This is a genomic window from Phycicoccus elongatus Lp2 (assembly GCF_000367525.1).
Lineage (GTDB): Bacteria > Actinomycetota > Actinomycetes > Actinomycetales > Dermatophilaceae > Phycicoccus_A > Phycicoccus_A elongatus.
The window spans coordinates 1,034,985-1,050,312 of the sequence record NZ_HF570956.1; the positions used below are offsets into that span (position 1 = coordinate 1,034,985).

A 15,328-nucleotide genomic window follows, 5' to 3' on the forward strand; every position below is an offset into this window, starting at 1 on the left:
TGTCCCGCTTCAGACTTTCTGGCAGGCCGGTTATGAGGGCATGATCGGCGCCTGAGTCAGGGAGGTGTGCCATGGGGCGACCACCGGTGATTCCGCCGGAGAAGAAGTCCCGGATCGTGTTGAGCATCCTTGCCGGGGAGGTCTCGATCGCCGAGGCCGCCCGCAAGGAGAAGGTGTCCGAGCAGTCGATTGGGCGGTGGAAGGCCGAGTTCATCGAGGCCGGCAAGTCCGCCTTGGCTGCTGGGAAGACCGGTCCGTCGACTCGGGAGGCCCAGCTGGAGGCCGAGGTTGATGACCTGACCCGGGCGCTGGGTGAGGCCGCGGTCGAGATCCGGGTGTGGAAGAAGAGCGCGGAGGGCCGTTTGGGCCCTTCACGGACCTCGAGGTAGTCCGCGTCAGCGAGGGGATGCCGACCGCGAGGTTCACCCAGCTGGTCGGCATCCCGGAACGGACGTACCGGCGGTGGCAGGCCAAGGCCAGGGCTGGGCATCCGCCGAAAGGACCGTGGCCGGCGCCGGCCCGCGACGCGCACCGGGAGGTCGTGACGTCGCTGGCTGGGCAGCATCCGGCATGGGGACATCGGAAGGTGTGGGCCATGGCCCGCCACGCCGGACACCGGCTCTCCCAGTCGACCGTTCTTCGGGTGCTCGCCGAGGAAGGCCTGCTCCTGTCCGCGTCCTACCAGCGGGAACGACGTCAACTCGCCGCAGCCCGCAAGGCCGCGTTCGCGGCGCCTCCGACCGGGCCGAACATGGTGTGGCAGTTCGACTTCAGCGAGTACGAGACCACCACCGGCGGAACCTGGCGAGTCGCCGGCGTCGCGGACTACTGGTCGAAGTACGAGTTCGGGTGGCACTGGTCGCCGACGGCGAACAAGCACGACGCGATCGAGGCCGTCGAGCTGGCGCTGGCCGAGGCCGAGCGGCTGCTCCCGGACGGGCAGTCGCTCATCGAGTACCTGACCGACCCCGACACCGGCGAGATCGTCCCGATCACCCTGGTCACCGACAACGGCGGCCCGTTCCGTTCGTTCGTTTTCGAGTCCTTCATCACCAAGCGACCCGAGCTGCGTCACGTCCGCACCCGCGTGAGGTCGCCGGGCCAAAACGGCGTGCGAGAGCGCGCGTTCCAGTCGCTGAAGTACGAGCGGCTGTACCGCGAGCAGATCGACGACGCCCTCGACCTGGTCCGAGAAGCCGAGACGTTCCGCATCGAGTTCAACACCCACCGGCCGCACGAGGCGCTGGCCTGGAACAGGCCCCGAGAGGTCCACTTGGGCCTCGCTGACCCGGCGACACCCAACTTTCCCGAGCCCGAAAACCTGCCAACTTCTTGACGCGGGACAGCGAGGGTCATCGACGGCTGGGTCGGGGGGCAGGGCGGCGAGGTCGGGGGGCAGGGCGGCGAGGTTGGGGGTTGGAGGGATGGTGTTGAGGAGGTTGACGGGGCTGGTGGTGATGGTCTTGCCGTAGGGGGTGGTCCATTCGGTGGTGGCGTCGGGAAGGAGCCGGACGTTCCAGTGGGGGGTTTGCTTGAGTCGGTGGTGTCGGCGACACAACGCGATGAGGTTGTTCGGGGTGGTCGGTCCGTGGGGCCAGGGGGTGACGTGGTCGAGGTCGCAGAAGGTAGTGGAGATGGCGCAGCCGGGGAAGCGGCAGGTTTTGTCGCGGAACGCGATGAATCGGCGGATCGCGGCGGGGATGCGGTAGCGGGGGTCGACGTCGGTCGCGGTGGTGGCTCCCCGGGTGGTGGTGCAGGTGGTCGGGTGGCGGGTGGAGGGTCGGAACCCGCGGGTGATGTCCCCGGCGATCAGGGCGCCGGTGCCGCGGTCGCACAGCAGGGGCTGGTCGATCACAGCGCGGCCCGTGTCGAGGGCGTCGCGTAGCCAGGTGGTGGGGACCAGGGTGGTGTCGGTGGCGCCGAACCCGGTCAGGCGCACCAGGTCCGATGCCGTGTCATCGGCTGGAACGGCGGCGTGCAGGTGCACGGTGACCTTCGTGTGGTCCAGGACCAAGGCAGTGAGGGCGTCGCTGCGGGATTGGAGAACGCTCAGGTCCTGGTCTTTCGATCGCAGCACGCCGGCGTGTTCCTCGACGGCGGCGCGCACGAGGCGCGAGTCCTCGACCGGCACCCGCCAGGTCCACTCATCCAGGGTTTCGCTGAGTCCTCGGACATCGATTCCGCGGTCGCGGCGGTCGGCTTTCGCGCCGGCAACGGGCAGGTCGGGTGCGCACCTGGCCACGATGGTCCTGGTCCGACGCCGAAGCGGCCCGACCGGCTCCACCCAGGCACCGACCTTTCTGGCGTGCCCGACGAGGCGGGCGACCACCGCGGCTTCGACCGCGGCTGGGGCGTCGGCGAGATCGGCGTGGACCATCGAGGCCCGGTACCCGTCCAACCGGCCTGCGGCCATCTCCGCGACCAGGGCGGGCGCGCGGTGGACCAGCCCGACCGCGGTGTGCAGGCGTCCGGTCGCGACCCCGAGGGAGACGCCCAGGATGGGCGCGACCAGCTCGGGCGCATCCGACCAGTCCTCCAACCGGCCATGGGTGTCGAACTCGGTGTCGTCCTCGTCGGGGCAGTCGGCCAGGATCCGCCGGTCCCGGTCCACCGCGATCGCCGCCAACACCTCGACCTTCTCGGCCTCGATCCGGTTCGCGGCCTCCTGCAACGCCACCAACCGATCCAACTTCGCCTCCAGCGACACCAGCGACCAGTCCCGCCCCACCGGGCACGCCACACCCCCACCAGCAGCAGGAACGGGGGTCGAGGTCATACCTCACGATACTCGAACACACGTTCGATCACAACCGAAGAGGGCAGGCAATTCTGCTGTCCCGCAGCAGTTTCGCTCAGGGCATAACGCCTCTGAGTGAACCCGGCATACCATCGACGACATGCCCAACCCCCGTCTCTCCGTCCTCGACCTCGCCCTCGTCGCCGAGGGCCAAACCGTGGGTGAGGCGCTCTCCGACAGCACGACGCTGGCGCGCAAGGCCGAGGAGACAGGCGCCTTCGAGCGCATCTGGTTCGCCGAGCACCACAACATGGACTCGATCGCCAGCGCGGCGACGGCCGTCCTCATCGGCCACATCGCCTCTGCGACAACGACAATTCGCGTCGGCGCCGGCGGCATCATGCTTCCCAACCACAGCCCGCTCGTCATTGCCGAGCAGTTCGGCACCCTCGCCGCGCTCCACCCCGGCCGCATCGACTTGGGTCTCGGCCGTGCCCCGGGCACCGACCAACGCACCTGGCAGGCACTGCGTCGGGACCCGAGGGCCAGCGATCGCTTCCCCGAGGACGTCGTCGAGCTCCAGGCGTTCCTCGCCGACGACCATCCGAGCCTCGCGGCGGCCGGCATCCACGCCACTCCTGGCCGCGGCACCAAGGTGCCCCTCTACATCCTCGGCAGCAGCCTCTTCGGTGCCCAGCTCGCGGCACAATTGGGCCTCCCCTATGCGTTCGCCAGCCACTTCGCGCCGGACGCCCTCGAGGAGGCAATCGCGGCATACTGTGCCAATTACCAACCCTCAGAGGCGAATCCGCACCCCTACGTCATTGCCGCCTGCAATGTCATTGCCGCAGACGACGCCGAGCACGCCCGGGCGACCCTCGACCGAGTGATCCGCTCCCGCGTCCGCCGGTTCGTCCCCGGTGGCAAGGACCTCACGGACGACCAGCTCGAGGCCCTCGTCGCGGGCCCAGGCGGTGCGCAGGCACGCCACATGATGCGCCACACGATCGTGGGCGACACCACGGCCGTGGCTCGGGGCCTGAGCGACTTCGCCGGCCTCACCGACCCCGACGAGGTCATGGTCACCAATCAGGCCATCGGACTCCCTGACCGAATCCGTGCCCTCGAGATCATCGCCGCCGCACGCTAACGCGAATTCACCACGCGCACACCGACATTCGTGACGATCGGCTCGCGCTGGCCACCCACGTGCACGACCTCCCCCTCGTCCACCCGCACCTGCGTCGCGTGGGCACGCAGCGCCTCTTGCACGACGTCCAGGTGACGAGCCAGGTTGCGCCACACGACGGCTGCGGGATCACCGTCGACCTCCCGCCCGGGCGGGATCACCTCGATCATCGCGACACCGCATCGTTGCGCCGCCCTCCGCGTCACCTCGTGCATCCGCACGTGATCCGGGTGCCCGTAACCACCGCCCGCGTCATAGGTCACCACCACGTCGGCCCCCACCCCTTGCAGGTATGCCGCGAGGTCGTCGACCGCTTCCGCCACCGGTGCCGCCGTGAAGGAGTCCGGACCACTGTCGGCAGCTGGTCCGGCCAGACCCTCCCGGATCCACTCCATGCCCGAGTCGTGATAGACGCGAGCAGCGCCCGTCGCCCGCGCCGATTGCCCGGACTGCGCGGCCACTGCGCCGAGGTAGGCGTGGTGCTCGACGCGCAGTGCCCGAAGCGCGGCGGCGAGCTCGCTCTCGCGCCACGCGGCATACGCCGGGGAGCCCGGCTCGACGTCCGTGACGCCCGGCATCAACTCGCCCCGCTCACCGCGCGTGGCGGTCACCACGTGGACCTCGTGCCCGGACGCGACGAGTTCGGCGATCAAGGCGCCGGTCGCCAAGGTCTCGTCGTCGGGATGTGCATGAGCGAGAACGATGACCGCTGCGTCTCGCAGGAGCGACCAAGGGTCCGGTGAGGGTGCTGCCACGGGCTGATCGTACGAGCCAGGACCGGGTGAGAGGCGACCGTGGACACTGAACGGGTGGATGACGACATCGCCTGGGTGGGTGAGCAACTGGCCGAGATCTGCCCCGGCGAGTCCGTGGTCGCGGTCGGCGCCCATCCTGCCGGCTGGTCTCGGTTGCCCGCGAACGCGCGGCTGTGGCGAGCAGGTGGGGTCGTCGCGAAACTGCACTCCGCGGACGCCTCCCAGGAGCATCTCTCGGCCAGGCTCGCCGTGGCTGCTGATCCACGGGCAGCCGGGATCCTCCTTGCTCCGCTGGAACCCGCTGCGCGAAAGGCACCCTCCGGTCGTCTGCTCACGCTGTGGCCGCGGGTCGAGCCGGTCGACCCCGCGGCAGACCCCCTGCCGTGGGACGCGCTCGGGGACACGGTGGCCCGCCTCCACTCCCTGCCCGTCGAGGGCCATCTGCCGGCGGCCGACCCTCGCGCGCGTGCCCGTCGCGCTGTGGCGCAGGTGCCCGATCCGACGCAGCGCGCCCTGCTCGAGCAGGTGCTCGCCGGGGTGCCGGACGATGTGCCGGCGAGCATCGTCGTCCACGGTGACCTCCACCTCGGCCAACTGGGCCAAGTGGGCCAGCGGGGCCAGCCGGGCCACCTCGGCACCCACGCCACGAACGGCTCACAGCCCGGCCAGTGGCTCCTGCTCGACATCGACGACCTCGGACGCGGCCATCCCGTGGCCGACCTCGCACGCCCGGCGGCCCTGTGGGCAGTGGGGCTCCTGGCGGACGAAGACTGGACGCGACTCCTCGCGGCCCACCGCCGCCGCAGCCCCGGCCTCCTCCCGCCCGACGAGCACCTCTGGGAGCACCTCGACGCCCCGGCCCGCATGGCACTGGTGATCCTCACCGCGCAGGCCCTGCGGCACGGGGAGGACGCCGAGATCATCCGCCGACTGCTCAGCGCGTGCACACGAATCACACAGACTCACGCGCCAGACTTGGGGCCATGAGCCAACCACCGCCCTACCAGCCCTACCAAGGATCCGACGCGGCCGCGGGCCAGCTCACCTGCCCCAAATGTCGCGGCACGATGCGCACCTACGAGCGCAACGGCATCCACCTGGAGCAGTGCGACACCTGCCGCGGCGTCTTCCTCGACGTCGGCGAACTCGAGGCACTGACCAAACTTGAGGCGCAGGTCAGCCACTACCAGGCGCCGCCACCACGGCCGCCCCTACCGCAAAAAGGGCTTCTCCGGGCTCTTCTTCAGCAGCTGACCCCCGCGCCGCGGGCGGAGCTCAGCGGAAGGCCTGCTGCCGGCCCAAGGTGCCGACGAGGCGCTCGCGCGCTGCAGGCGTGGCGGCCTCGTCGCGGGCCGCGCGGACGTCCGCGAGGCGCTCACCGAGTCCGGCGCGATCCGGCGACCCGGCCAGAAATGCCTCCAGCGCACCGATGCCCGCCTCGAGCTCCGCGACCTCGGCCGATTGCGCGGCGTCGAGGCGCGCGGCATACCACGAGGAGTTGAGGACCGACTCGCGCGTGAAGAGCGCCCGGAACTCGGGGGAGTGCACCGTCCAGCCCTCGCTCGACGTGCCGTTCGCCATGATCTCGAGGAGAGCTCGGACCGGCGGGCACGCCGAGGCGATGGTGCCGTCCTCGAGGTAGGAGCGCGCGACCCGCTCGTGGGTGGTGACCATGACGTCGACCGAGTCGACGAAGACCTGCCGGTCCTGGGTCTCCGGGCGCAGGATCGCCTCGGTGAGGACGGCGGTCGGGTGCATGAAGATCCGGCCGAGGAAGGTGCGGGTGAAGGCCTCGGTGATGCGGTGCCCGAGCCGGCTCGCCGGAACCACGCGCCCGTCAATCTCGAGGTCGGCAACCGGCTCGAGATAACCGTGCTCGATGAGCCACTGTGCATCCCGCTCCTGCGGTGTCATGCGGGCGAAGACCTCCGGCACGAGCAGGCTGATGTCGTGGTCGACGCGGACCTGCGGGCCGACGTGACCCGCGCCGGAGATCCAGCCGTCGTACTCACTGAGCGCGAAGGACAGGAACGCCGCGTTGAGGTCGTAGGTCGTGGGGAGGGCGTTGAAGGGTGACTTCGTCATCGCTCCCTCGCTGCCCGCGCCCGTCGTCGACGGAGACTTGCCGGTCATCGAGGAGATGAACTCCATGAGCAACTCGGGCAATTCGAGGTAGTGCAGCGGCGAGAACGCACACAGGGCAGGCGCACCGGGCTCGGGCGGATTGTTGCGTCGACCGGCCGCGACGACGTCGACCCCCGTCGTGATGGGGGCGTCCATGGCCAGGCCGCGGTGCAACCGCAGGGCCGTGTATGCCGCGCGCGTGGCCACCGGGTCGGCCAGGTCCGGCCGGAGCTGGAGGTAGCGAGGGTTCTTGCTCGGTTTGCCGTCGACCAAGCGCGGGCGTGCCGAGCAGGCCAGGTAGCCCGCGGGGGCCGATCCACTGGTTGCACCAAGAGCTGAGGATGTGGCCGTCGCGAACTCGGTGATGAGGTTGCGCATCGGCGCCGTGAACTCGCTCAGGCTGATCGCGTCGTCCCGCATCGCCTGTGCCGCAGCACGATCCAGCGGTTCGAAATTCGACAAGAAGGTGCCCGGGGTGGCGATGTCGGCCTCGGCGATCGTGTCGTAGCCGGGCTTGATCGCGTCATCGGGGCGCTGGAAGAGCAGGCCTTCGCAATTCTCGACGTACTTCACCGACCGGCCCTCGTCAGCAGGGTCGACACTGGGCACGACGGTCGAGGCGGTGATGTCGTCCTCGGTCTGGACCTTTACCGCCGCGGCATAGTCGGGCCGCAGGCTGAAGAGCCGATAGGAGCCGTCGGACTCGAAGCCGACGCGCAGCATGTCGACGAGCACCTGCTGACCATCGAGCCGCAGCCGGTTGCCGGGACGGCCGTTGACGCGGCTCACCGAGAAGTGGCTGCGCCAGTCCTCACCCCACTCGGGTCGGTAGGCGCGCTTGATGACGAAGACGAGCTCGAGGACGTGCGGCGGGATGCTGCGGATGAATGCATTGTGGTCATCGCTGAACTCCGCACTGGGCGTGAGCAACTTGATGACACTGCCCATGCTCCGGTCGCTGCCCAGGATGGGGCGGTGGTCCTGACCGTTCCACGAGGTGTCGACGTAACGATCTGCCCAGTCTCGCTCGAAGATCGCCTCGACGGCATCCATGTCGGCGTCGAAGTCCGCGACATAGGCGTTGCCCAAGGTGATCGCATCGGCGATCGACTTCGAGATCTCGGACTTCCCGCCGCCGGAGACAGTGGAAGGCTTGTGGCACACCGTGGTTTGTGGTGAGGTGCCGATGATCGTCCACTGTGCAGGGTCGTTGCGGACCTGCTTCATCGCCACTCGGAAGCCGGTCGGGTCGAGGTAGGTCGTGTCGCCTCGGAAGGGTATGCCGCGTTCGCCGCCGCCGTTGGTCCCCGCCTCGTCACCCCAGGTGATCGAGCGGGTCGCCAGGGAGAAGCGAGCACCGGTCGGGACGAGCACCAACTCGGGATGCCCGGCGAGGCTGGCCCAGCCCAGGTCGTGGCTCTCCCAGGCGGCCGGATCACGCGAGACGACGTCGTCGACGGTGGGTGAGCCCGCGGCATACCGATTGGCGAACTCTTGCCCCTCGTCCCAGGAGGGGAAGACCATGGCGCCGCCGCTGTGCTCCTCCTCGGCTCCGCCGAAAAGGTTGGCAGACATGGAGATCTGGGTCTTGACCTCCTTCTTGCAGTAGCCGAAGTAGTTGTCCGCGATGATCGTGACCATGACGCCGCGCTCGTCGCGGGCGCACACCTTGAAGGCCTTGCCGTCGTTGTAGCGCTCGGCCGGGTCGGACCAGCACATGCCGTCACGGATCTGCCGCTCGGTCGCCTTGTCGCGATGGGGGAGGCCTAGGGACTGCTTGGTCACGTGGGTGAGGTGGGGCGCGAGGATGACGCAGCCGGTGTGGCCGGTCCACCCGAGGGGATCGAGGGCGGCATCGTTCTCGGGGAGGTAGGGGTCTCCGGCGTTGCCGAAGATGCCCTCGACGAAGTCGAGGTTCGCGACCATCGACCCGGGCACGATGAACCGGGTCTCCATCCGGCGCTCGCGGGTGCGACCGGGGACGCCGACGACGACGAGCGGGCGCAGCAGCAGCGAGACGAAGCAGGAGGCGGCCTGGGCCTGGGTGCTCGTGATCGGCAACTCCAGGGCGGCTGCCGGCGGGGTGAGCGCGCGCTCCAGCAGGTGACCGAAGACCTCGCGGGGAACGGCCTTCTTGTCGGCCGGGATCGGCAGGCCACCCTCGGCGATGTGGAAGACACCGGCGGTGGTGCGGCGGTCATTGCGCGGGTTGTGCAGGACCCCGTTGGCGAGCCGGTAACTGGTGAGCAACTCGGAGGAGTAGTCGTCGGCGTCGACCGGCAGCGACAGGGTGCGCGCCAGGCCCGGCAGGTCCAGGGTCAGGGTGCGCCGCGGCAGCCGCGGCTGGGTGTCGGTGCCCTCGAGGAAGTCGGCGAGGAAGGCCTCGATCCGCTCGTCGACCGGGGGCAGGCGATCGTCGAGGCGGCGGCTCAACTCGCGCTGGCGCTCCAAGAGCGGGGCGACAAGGTCCTCCTCGGCGTCGTGCACCCCCTGCAGGGTGGGCAGGCCGAGCAGGGCCAGACGCAGGTTGACGGCCGAGAGAAGGTTGGGCGTCGTCGTGGGGAGTGGGTCGGTGGTGCGCACTGCGTTCACGGTTTCCAGTGTTCTCCCGTGAAAGCGCTTCCGCAAGCCGGTTCACCCAGTATTAACTCGGCCGCAAGAGTCTCGGGGGCGTTGGGGGACGGGAGAGTCAGAGCGCACGGACCCATCGGGCGAGGGGGTCGCCACAATGGACGCCATGACCATCGCACCGTTGCCCACCCACACGCTCAACGACGGCCTCGAGCTCCCCGCCATCGGCTTCGGCACCTGGCCGCTGCGCGGCGATGACGCCGTGGCTGCGGTGCGCTCGGCCCTGGACGTCGGCTACCGACTTCTCGACACGGCGGTCAACTACGAGAACGAGGCCGAGGTCGGTCGGGCCGTTCGGGAGAGTGCCGTGCCCCGCGCCGAAATCCTCGTCCAGACCAAGGTCCCCGGGCGGTTCCACGCCCGCGACCTCGCGATCCGCTCGGTCGAGGACAGCCTGCGCCGGATGCACCTCGACGTGCTCGACCTGGTGCTCGTCCACTGGCCCAATCCGAGCCAGGGGCGCTATGTCGAGGTCGTCGAGGCGCTCCTCACCTGCCGCGAGCGTGGGCTGGTCCGCTCCGTGGGCGTCTCCAACTACACCGAGCGACTGCTGGACGAAGTCATCGAGGCCACCGGCTTCACACCGAGCGTCAACCAGGTCGAGCTGCACCCCTCCTTCCCCCAGGCCGAACTCGTGGCACGACACGAATCCCTCGGCATCCGGACCCAGGCGTGGAGCCCGCTGGCCCGCATGGAATCCGAGGGGGACGGTGACGACCCGCTGACCAGGATCGCTGCGGCACACCGAATTTCGCCGGCACAGGCGGTGCTGGCGTGGCATGTGGCCCGCGGGATCGTCCCCCTGCCCAAGTCCGCGGACCCGGCCCGACAGGTGGCCAACCTCGCCGCGCTCGAGATCACCTTGACCCCGGACGAGGTCGCCGCCATCACCGCACTCGGCCGCCCCGACGGCCGACTCTTCGACGGCGACCCGGAGACCCACGAGGAGGACTGACACCGTGCCGGTCATCCCCCTCTTCCCGCTCGGGACCCTCCTCGTCCCGGGCCAGGCACTGCCGCTGCGCCTCTTCGAGGACCGCTACCTCGCCCTCCACGACGACCTGATGGCCCGGCCTGAGGATCAACGATCCGTCGGCATCGTCCTCATCCAGGGAGGGTCTGAAGTGGGTGACGGCAACGCCGGCCGCCTCGCACCCGTCGGGACCGAGGGTGTGCTCCAACGATCGGAGGAGGCCGACTTCCACGGGAGCCGCGTGGTGATGTGGGAACTCCTGGGGCACAGGCGATTCCGCCTTGACGGTATGCCGTCAGCCGGCCCCACGGCATATCTCACCGCGGAGGTCGGCTGGCTTGCCGACGACGATCGAGCGCCATTCACGCACCGGCGGGCGGCCGAGGCGGGTCTCTCGGTGCGCGATCGCCAACGCATCCTCGAGGCGGCCGATCCGGCAGCCCGTGATGCCCTGGCCGACGAGCTGATCCGGCACGAGCAGTGGCTGCAGAGCCAGTTCGGTGGACGGCCGATCCACCAGATGCCCGGCGGCGAATCGCTCAACTGAGACGAATCGCTCGATCGAGCAGCGTCAGGACAGGACGCGGTCGATCCAGGCGATGACGTCAGCAGTGACCTCGTCCCGGTTGGTCTCGTTGAGCATCTCGTGCCGCCCACCGGGATAGAGGACCAACTCGACGTCGCGGACACCGGCAGCGCGATACTGCTCGGCGACCGCCAGCGGCCCCTTTCCGTTGTTGCCCACAGGATCCTGATCACCGGAGAAGACGAGGATCGGCAGGTCCTTGGGGACCTGGGCGACGAGGGCGTCGCTGTTGATCTGTCGCAGCCCGCCGAGCAGGTCGGCATAGAAGCCGGCCGTGAAGACATTGCCGCACCACTCGTCAGCGACGTACTTGTCGACCTCGGCCGGGTCCCGCGACAGCCAGTCGAAGGCCGTGCGATTCGGCTTGAAGGCCGCGTTGTACTGACCGAACGACAACTTGTCCATCAGTCCACTGGTGTGCCGCCGCCCCCGCAGGCGCGCCTGCAACCCAGCGATGCCCGTGCCGACGACACCGAGCGGGCCGGGGTCGCCGGCCGTGCCGGACAGCACGAGCCCGGCGATGGCATCCCGGTCACCCTCCGCGCCGGCGTGCTTGGCGGCATACGCCCGGGAGAGGAAGGAGCCCATTGAATGCCCGAAGAGCACGACGGGCAACCCCGGCTGCTCGCCACGCGCGGCGGCCGTCACGGCCGCGAGGTCGTCGACGACGGTGTCCCACCCGTCGTGGTCGGCCCAGTAACCCTCGGCGTCGTGCGTGCCCGCGGTGCCCTTGTGCCCGCGGTGGTCCGCGGCATACACCGCGAAACCGGCACCGGTCAGCGCCTCGGCGAACCGCTCATAGCGGTCCGAGTGCTCCGCCATCCCGTGCGCGACCTGGACGACCGCTCGCGGCGTGCCCTCCGGCAGCCAGCGATTGACGTGAAGGGGGGTGCCATCGGCGGCGCGGACCGTGAACGTGCTGTGCTCCATGGGCGGGAGTCTCGCACGTCGCCCTCCTTTTAGGATGCGCCCCATGAGCACGACCGTCGGGCCGACCCTGATCTTCCAGGCCGTTGACCTCGCGGGCGTGCTCGCCAACGGTGTCCTGGGCGGGCTGCTCGCGCGCCGACTCGGCTTCGACCCGGTGGGCTTCGTCGTCCTGGCCCTCATCTCTGGGCTCGGCGGCGGAGTCCTGCGCGACCTGCTCCTCCAGGTCCCGCCCGTCGCCCTCCACAATCCCGCCTATCTGGGGGTCGCGCTCGCCGGTGCCGCGATCGCCTTCCTCGTCGACCTGCGCGGCACACTGACCCACCGCGGGCTCGTCGTCGCCGACGCCCTCGCCCTCGGCGCCTGGGCGGCGACCGGCGCGACCAAGGCTCTGGCCCAGGATCTCCCCCTGCTCTCCGCGATCCTGCTCGGGCTGGTCACCGCCGTCGGCGGCGGCATGATCCGCGACCTCGTCGTCCGCGAGATCCCCAAGGTCTTCAGCGGCACGCTCTATGCGTCGGTCGCCCTCGTCTCCGCCGTCGCGGCCGCCCTGCTCGCCCTCGCCGGGCACCCCGAGATGGGCATGGGCTCGGCCATCCTGCTGGCCGGCGTCCTCGCCGTCGCGGCCCGACGGTTCGGCTGGGTGCTCCCGGCCGCCACCGACCTCCGTCCGCGCATCCCACACCGCCGCCGCGGCTGATCGACGCTGTGCGAGCATGACGCGATGACCCTCGCCGAGCTCCAGTCCGTCATCGCCGCGACCTATGGGGCGCGGGACGCCGAGCGCGGGATCCCCTCCACGGTGGCGTGGATCGCTGAGGAGGTGGGCGAGCTCGCGCAGGCGGTGCGCAAGGGCACCCGAGCGCAGCAGGAGCACGAGTTCAGCGACGTCCTCGCGTGGGTCGCCTCACTCGCCAACCAGCTCGACATCGACCTCACCCACGCCCTCGAGAGGTATGCCGCGGGCTGCCCCAAGTGCCACGCCGTCCCCTGTGCGTGTGGCTGAGTCCCACACCTGGCCGGCTCACTGACCGGCTCAACGCAGGAGCGAGCGGACCGCCTCGATGGTGTCCGTCTCGGCCGCTGACTTGTCGTCGCGATAGCCCTTGACCCGCGCGAACCGTAGGGCCACCCCACCCGGGTAGCGCGAGGACCGCTGGACCCCGTCGATGGCGATCTCGACGACGATCTCCGGCCGCAGCCACACGACACCGGGGGTCTCGCGCACGGCATACCCCGGGAAGGTTTCGGTCTGCCAGCGCAGGGTCTGGTCGGTGAGTCCCTTGAAGGTCTTGCCGATCATGACGAAACCACCTGGCTCCCCGAAGGCGCCCTGCGGGTCACGCGCCCCGAGGTGGAGGTTGGAGAGCCAGCCGGTGCGCCGGCCGAAGCCCCACTCCGCGGCGAGGACGACCAGGTCGAAGGTGTGCACCGGCTTGACTTTGACCCACGACTTGCCGCGGCGGCCCGCGGCATACGGGCTGTCGATGGCCTTGACGAGGACGCCCTCGTGCCCGGCCGCAAGTGCCTCGTCGAGCACCTGCTGCGCTGCCACGGGATCCTCGGTGACGGTCCCGGGAATGACGAGGTCGGGCCCGACGAGCGCCACGAGCCGTTCCCGGCGCTCCGCGAGGGGTCGGCCGGTGAGGTCCTCGCCGTCAATGGTCAGGACATCGAAGAAGCGGGGCTGGAGGGCGATGGCCGGGTCGGCGCCCTGGCTGCCGAAGCGGCTCATCGTCTCCTGGAAGGGTTTGGGTGAGCCGGCCTCGTCGAGCATGAGGGTCTCGCCGTCGAGGACGAAGGAGTCGGCGGGCCACGTGGCTGCGAGGGCGACGATCTCGGGCACCCGTTCGGTGATGTCGGCGAGGCTGCGCGTGTGGACGCTGATGTCGGCAGCCGTGCGGTGCACCTGGATTCGGGCACCGTCGAGTTTGTGCTCGACACTTGCCCGGCCCGTCGTGGCCAGTGCCTCGGTGACATCAGCCGCGGTCGACGCGAGCATCGGCTGCACGGGTGTGCCCGCACGCAGGGCCACGGTCGCCAGCCGTGATGGATCACGCAGTGCCATGGCTGCCGTGCGGCCGAGGTCACCCTCGAGCATGACGGCCCGCCGCACCTGTGCCAGTGGTCGCGCCACGGCCCTGGCAAGGGCATCGGTGAGTACTCCGTCGAGCGCTCCCGTGCGCACGTCGCCGAGGACGGCGGCCACGAGCAGGTCGCGCTCACTGTCGGTCGCCGGCGACAGGAGGGCGCCGACGAGTTCCTGCCGCCGCCTGGCCGATCCCGGACCCGAGAGCGCGGCGATCTCGCCGAGTGCCCGACGACGTCGAGCGTCGTGACGAGATCGCTGATGGCCAGCGGTGCACGCGGCACGAGCTCGCCCGGCGGCGCCGGCGCTCCGAGGTCGCCCGGTCCCTCGTCGCTCATCGGTCCGCGGCCGCGGGGTCGTCGACGATCTGCATCATGCCGCCGTCGACGAGGGACTGGAGGGCTTCGAGGACCAGCGCGTTCGATCGGGGGTGCCCACCGATGTCCTCGACGACGCGGGTGAGGTAGGCGACCGACATCCGGTCGCCGCTGAGCCGCCAGAGCGTTCCGCCGAGACGATTGAGCAGGCTGGGGACGTGGTCGTGGAGGACCACGACCTCACCCTCACTGGCGACCGCATCGTTCCACGGGGCGCGGGTGACGACCGAGTCCCAGGAGACGGTCGTCCAGGGGGTGTCGAGAGGCTGGCGCTCGTCGTCGGGCAGGTGCTCCCACTCCGGTGACGCGGGGGCACCAGCGGGTGGGCCCTCGGTCAGTCCGATCAACACGTCCACGCAGTCGGCGATCTCCGAATAGACCAATCGATAAGGGCCACCCCCCTGGCACAACGCTCTAGCCAGGCGAGCCAGAGGCATGGGGATCTTGGGCAACGCCGACGTCTCCGGGATCGTGGCGATCATCGCCTCCGGCAGGCTGAGCAACTCGAAGTCGGGCACAGTGATCGCGGGGTCGCGGCGGATGATCACGATCGCGCCCAAGGTCGGGTCCTTCGGGGTGGGCCCCAGCCCCAGGGTGTCCGGGGAGAACTCCTCCTTGTGGCCCGGCCGGCTCGCGTCGACGATGATCGACAGCGGCTTGGGGTAGGGCGAGATGCGATCGTCCCCTCGACGATCACCGTCTCGTCGGTGACGTAGCCTAGCGGTTTGCCCAGGCGACTGGCTGCCGTGGTTTTTCCCGTCCCCGACGGGGCGACCAGGGCCACGGTGCGACCGTTCGCTCCGGCGACACCGACGGCGTGGAGCATCAGCGCAGTGCCCCGGCGGCGGTGCATCGAATGCATGGTGACGGTTCCCGACAGCGCATAGGGGGCCGCCTCCGGATCGGTGCCGACAAAGGCGACAAACGGTGGCTCCGGACC

13 protein-coding genes and 1 pseudogene are annotated in these 15,328 nt (G+C 70.0%); 9 read left to right on the forward strand and 5 right to left on the reverse strand.

The window, feature by feature from the left end:
* Positions 1-71 precede the first annotated feature (71 nt).
* The 3 genes from BN10_RS04910 to BN10_RS04925 all read left to right on the forward strand — a co-directional run bounded on the left by BN10_RS04910 (position 72) and on the right by BN10_RS04925 (position 3,887).
* Positions 72-389 (forward strand): helix-turn-helix domain-containing protein, encoded by a 318-nt coding sequence (locus tag BN10_RS04910; RefSeq protein ID WP_010850074.1) that lies wholly within the window; start codon positions 72-74, stop codon positions 387-389.
* Positions 390-595: 206 nt separating this feature from the next.
* A complete protein-coding gene (locus tag BN10_RS04915; RefSeq protein ID WP_324603510.1) occupies positions 596-1,336 on the forward strand; it encodes an integrase core domain-containing protein in 741 nt (246 codons plus the stop codon).
* A gap of 1,561 nt (positions 1,337-2,897) precedes the next feature.
* Positions 2,898-3,887: an LLM class flavin-dependent oxidoreductase gene (locus BN10_RS04925; RefSeq protein ID WP_010850076.1), complete on the forward strand. Its 990-nt coding sequence runs from the start codon at positions 2,898-2,900 to the stop codon at positions 3,885-3,887.
* On the opposite strand, the gene BN10_RS17240 is transcribed toward BN10_RS04925, so the two are convergent.
* Entirely contained in the window at positions 3,884-4,681 is a 798-nt protein-coding gene (locus BN10_RS17240) for a PIG-L family deacetylase (protein WP_010850077.1), read from the reverse strand. The genes BN10_RS04925 and BN10_RS17240 overlap by 4 nt on opposite strands.
* Before the next feature lie 54 nt (positions 4,682-4,735).
* On the opposite strand from BN10_RS17240, the gene BN10_RS17245 reads away from it, so the two are divergent.
* Both BN10_RS17245 and BN10_RS17945 read left to right on the forward strand, forming a co-directional pair.
* Positions 4,736-5,668, forward strand: coding sequence for an aminoglycoside phosphotransferase/kinase family protein (locus BN10_RS17245; protein ID WP_198014008.1), 933 nt, complete (start codon positions 4,736-4,738; stop codon positions 5,666-5,668).
* Positions 5,665-5,829, forward strand: a pseudogene (locus BN10_RS17945) (TFIIB-type zinc ribbon-containing protein); the annotation flags it as partial. The gene BN10_RS17245 and the pseudogene BN10_RS17945, both read left to right, overlap by 4 nt.
* Before the next feature lie 127 nt (positions 5,830-5,956).
* Here the strand turns inward: BN10_RS17945 and BN10_RS16730 are convergent.
* Positions 5,957-9,397 (reverse strand): hypothetical protein, encoded by a 3,441-nt coding sequence (locus BN10_RS16730; RefSeq protein WP_010850079.1) that lies wholly within the window; start codon positions 9,395-9,397, stop codon positions 5,957-5,959.
* A 136-nt stretch (positions 9,398-9,533) separates the two neighbouring features.
* On the opposite strand from BN10_RS16730, the gene BN10_RS04945 reads away from it, so the two are divergent.
* Both BN10_RS04945 and BN10_RS15590 read left to right on the forward strand, forming a co-directional pair.
* Entirely contained in the window at positions 9,534-10,391 is an 858-nt protein-coding gene (locus tag BN10_RS04945) for an aldo/keto reductase (protein ID WP_010850080.1), read from the forward strand.
* Between the two features lie 4 nt (positions 10,392-10,395).
* Positions 10,396-10,956 (forward strand): LON peptidase substrate-binding domain-containing protein, encoded by a 561-nt coding sequence (locus tag BN10_RS15590; protein ID WP_010850081.1) that lies wholly within the window; start codon positions 10,396-10,398, stop codon positions 10,954-10,956.
* Positions 10,957-10,980: 24 nt separating this feature from the next.
* Here the strand turns inward: BN10_RS15590 and BN10_RS04955 are convergent, their stop codons facing one another.
* The gene (locus tag BN10_RS04955) at positions 10,981-11,925 is read right to left on the reverse strand and encodes an alpha/beta hydrolase (RefSeq protein WP_010850082.1); all 945 of its coding nucleotides are present in this window, start codon (positions 11,923-11,925) and stop codon (positions 10,981-10,983) included.
* Positions 11,926-11,968: 43 nt separating this feature from the next.
* Here BN10_RS04955 and BN10_RS04960 point away from each other — a divergent pair, with 43 nt between their 5' ends.
* Together BN10_RS04960 and BN10_RS04965 are read left to right on the forward strand one after the other, a co-directional pair.
* On the forward strand, positions 11,969-12,622 hold the full coding sequence (locus BN10_RS04960) for a trimeric intracellular cation channel family protein (protein ID WP_010850083.1): 654 nt from the start codon (positions 11,969-11,971) through the stop codon (positions 12,620-12,622).
* Between the two features lie 24 nt (positions 12,623-12,646).
* Positions 12,647-12,928, forward strand: a complete 282-nt coding sequence (locus BN10_RS04965; RefSeq protein WP_010850084.1) for a MazG nucleotide pyrophosphohydrolase domain-containing protein — start codon at positions 12,647-12,649, stop codon at positions 12,926-12,928.
* 30 nt (positions 12,929-12,958) lie between these two features.
* On the opposite strand, the gene BN10_RS04970 is transcribed toward BN10_RS04965, so the two are convergent.
* Positions 12,959-14,227 (reverse strand): ATP-dependent DNA ligase, encoded by a 1,269-nt coding sequence (locus tag BN10_RS04970; protein ID WP_084310931.1) that lies wholly within the window; start codon positions 14,225-14,227, stop codon positions 12,959-12,961.
* Between the two features lie 118 nt (positions 14,228-14,345).
* Positions 14,346-14,948 (reverse strand): hypothetical protein, encoded by a 603-nt coding sequence (locus BN10_RS04975; RefSeq protein ID WP_010850086.1) that lies wholly within the window; start codon positions 14,946-14,948, stop codon positions 14,346-14,348.
* Positions 14,949-15,328 lie beyond the last annotated feature (380 nt).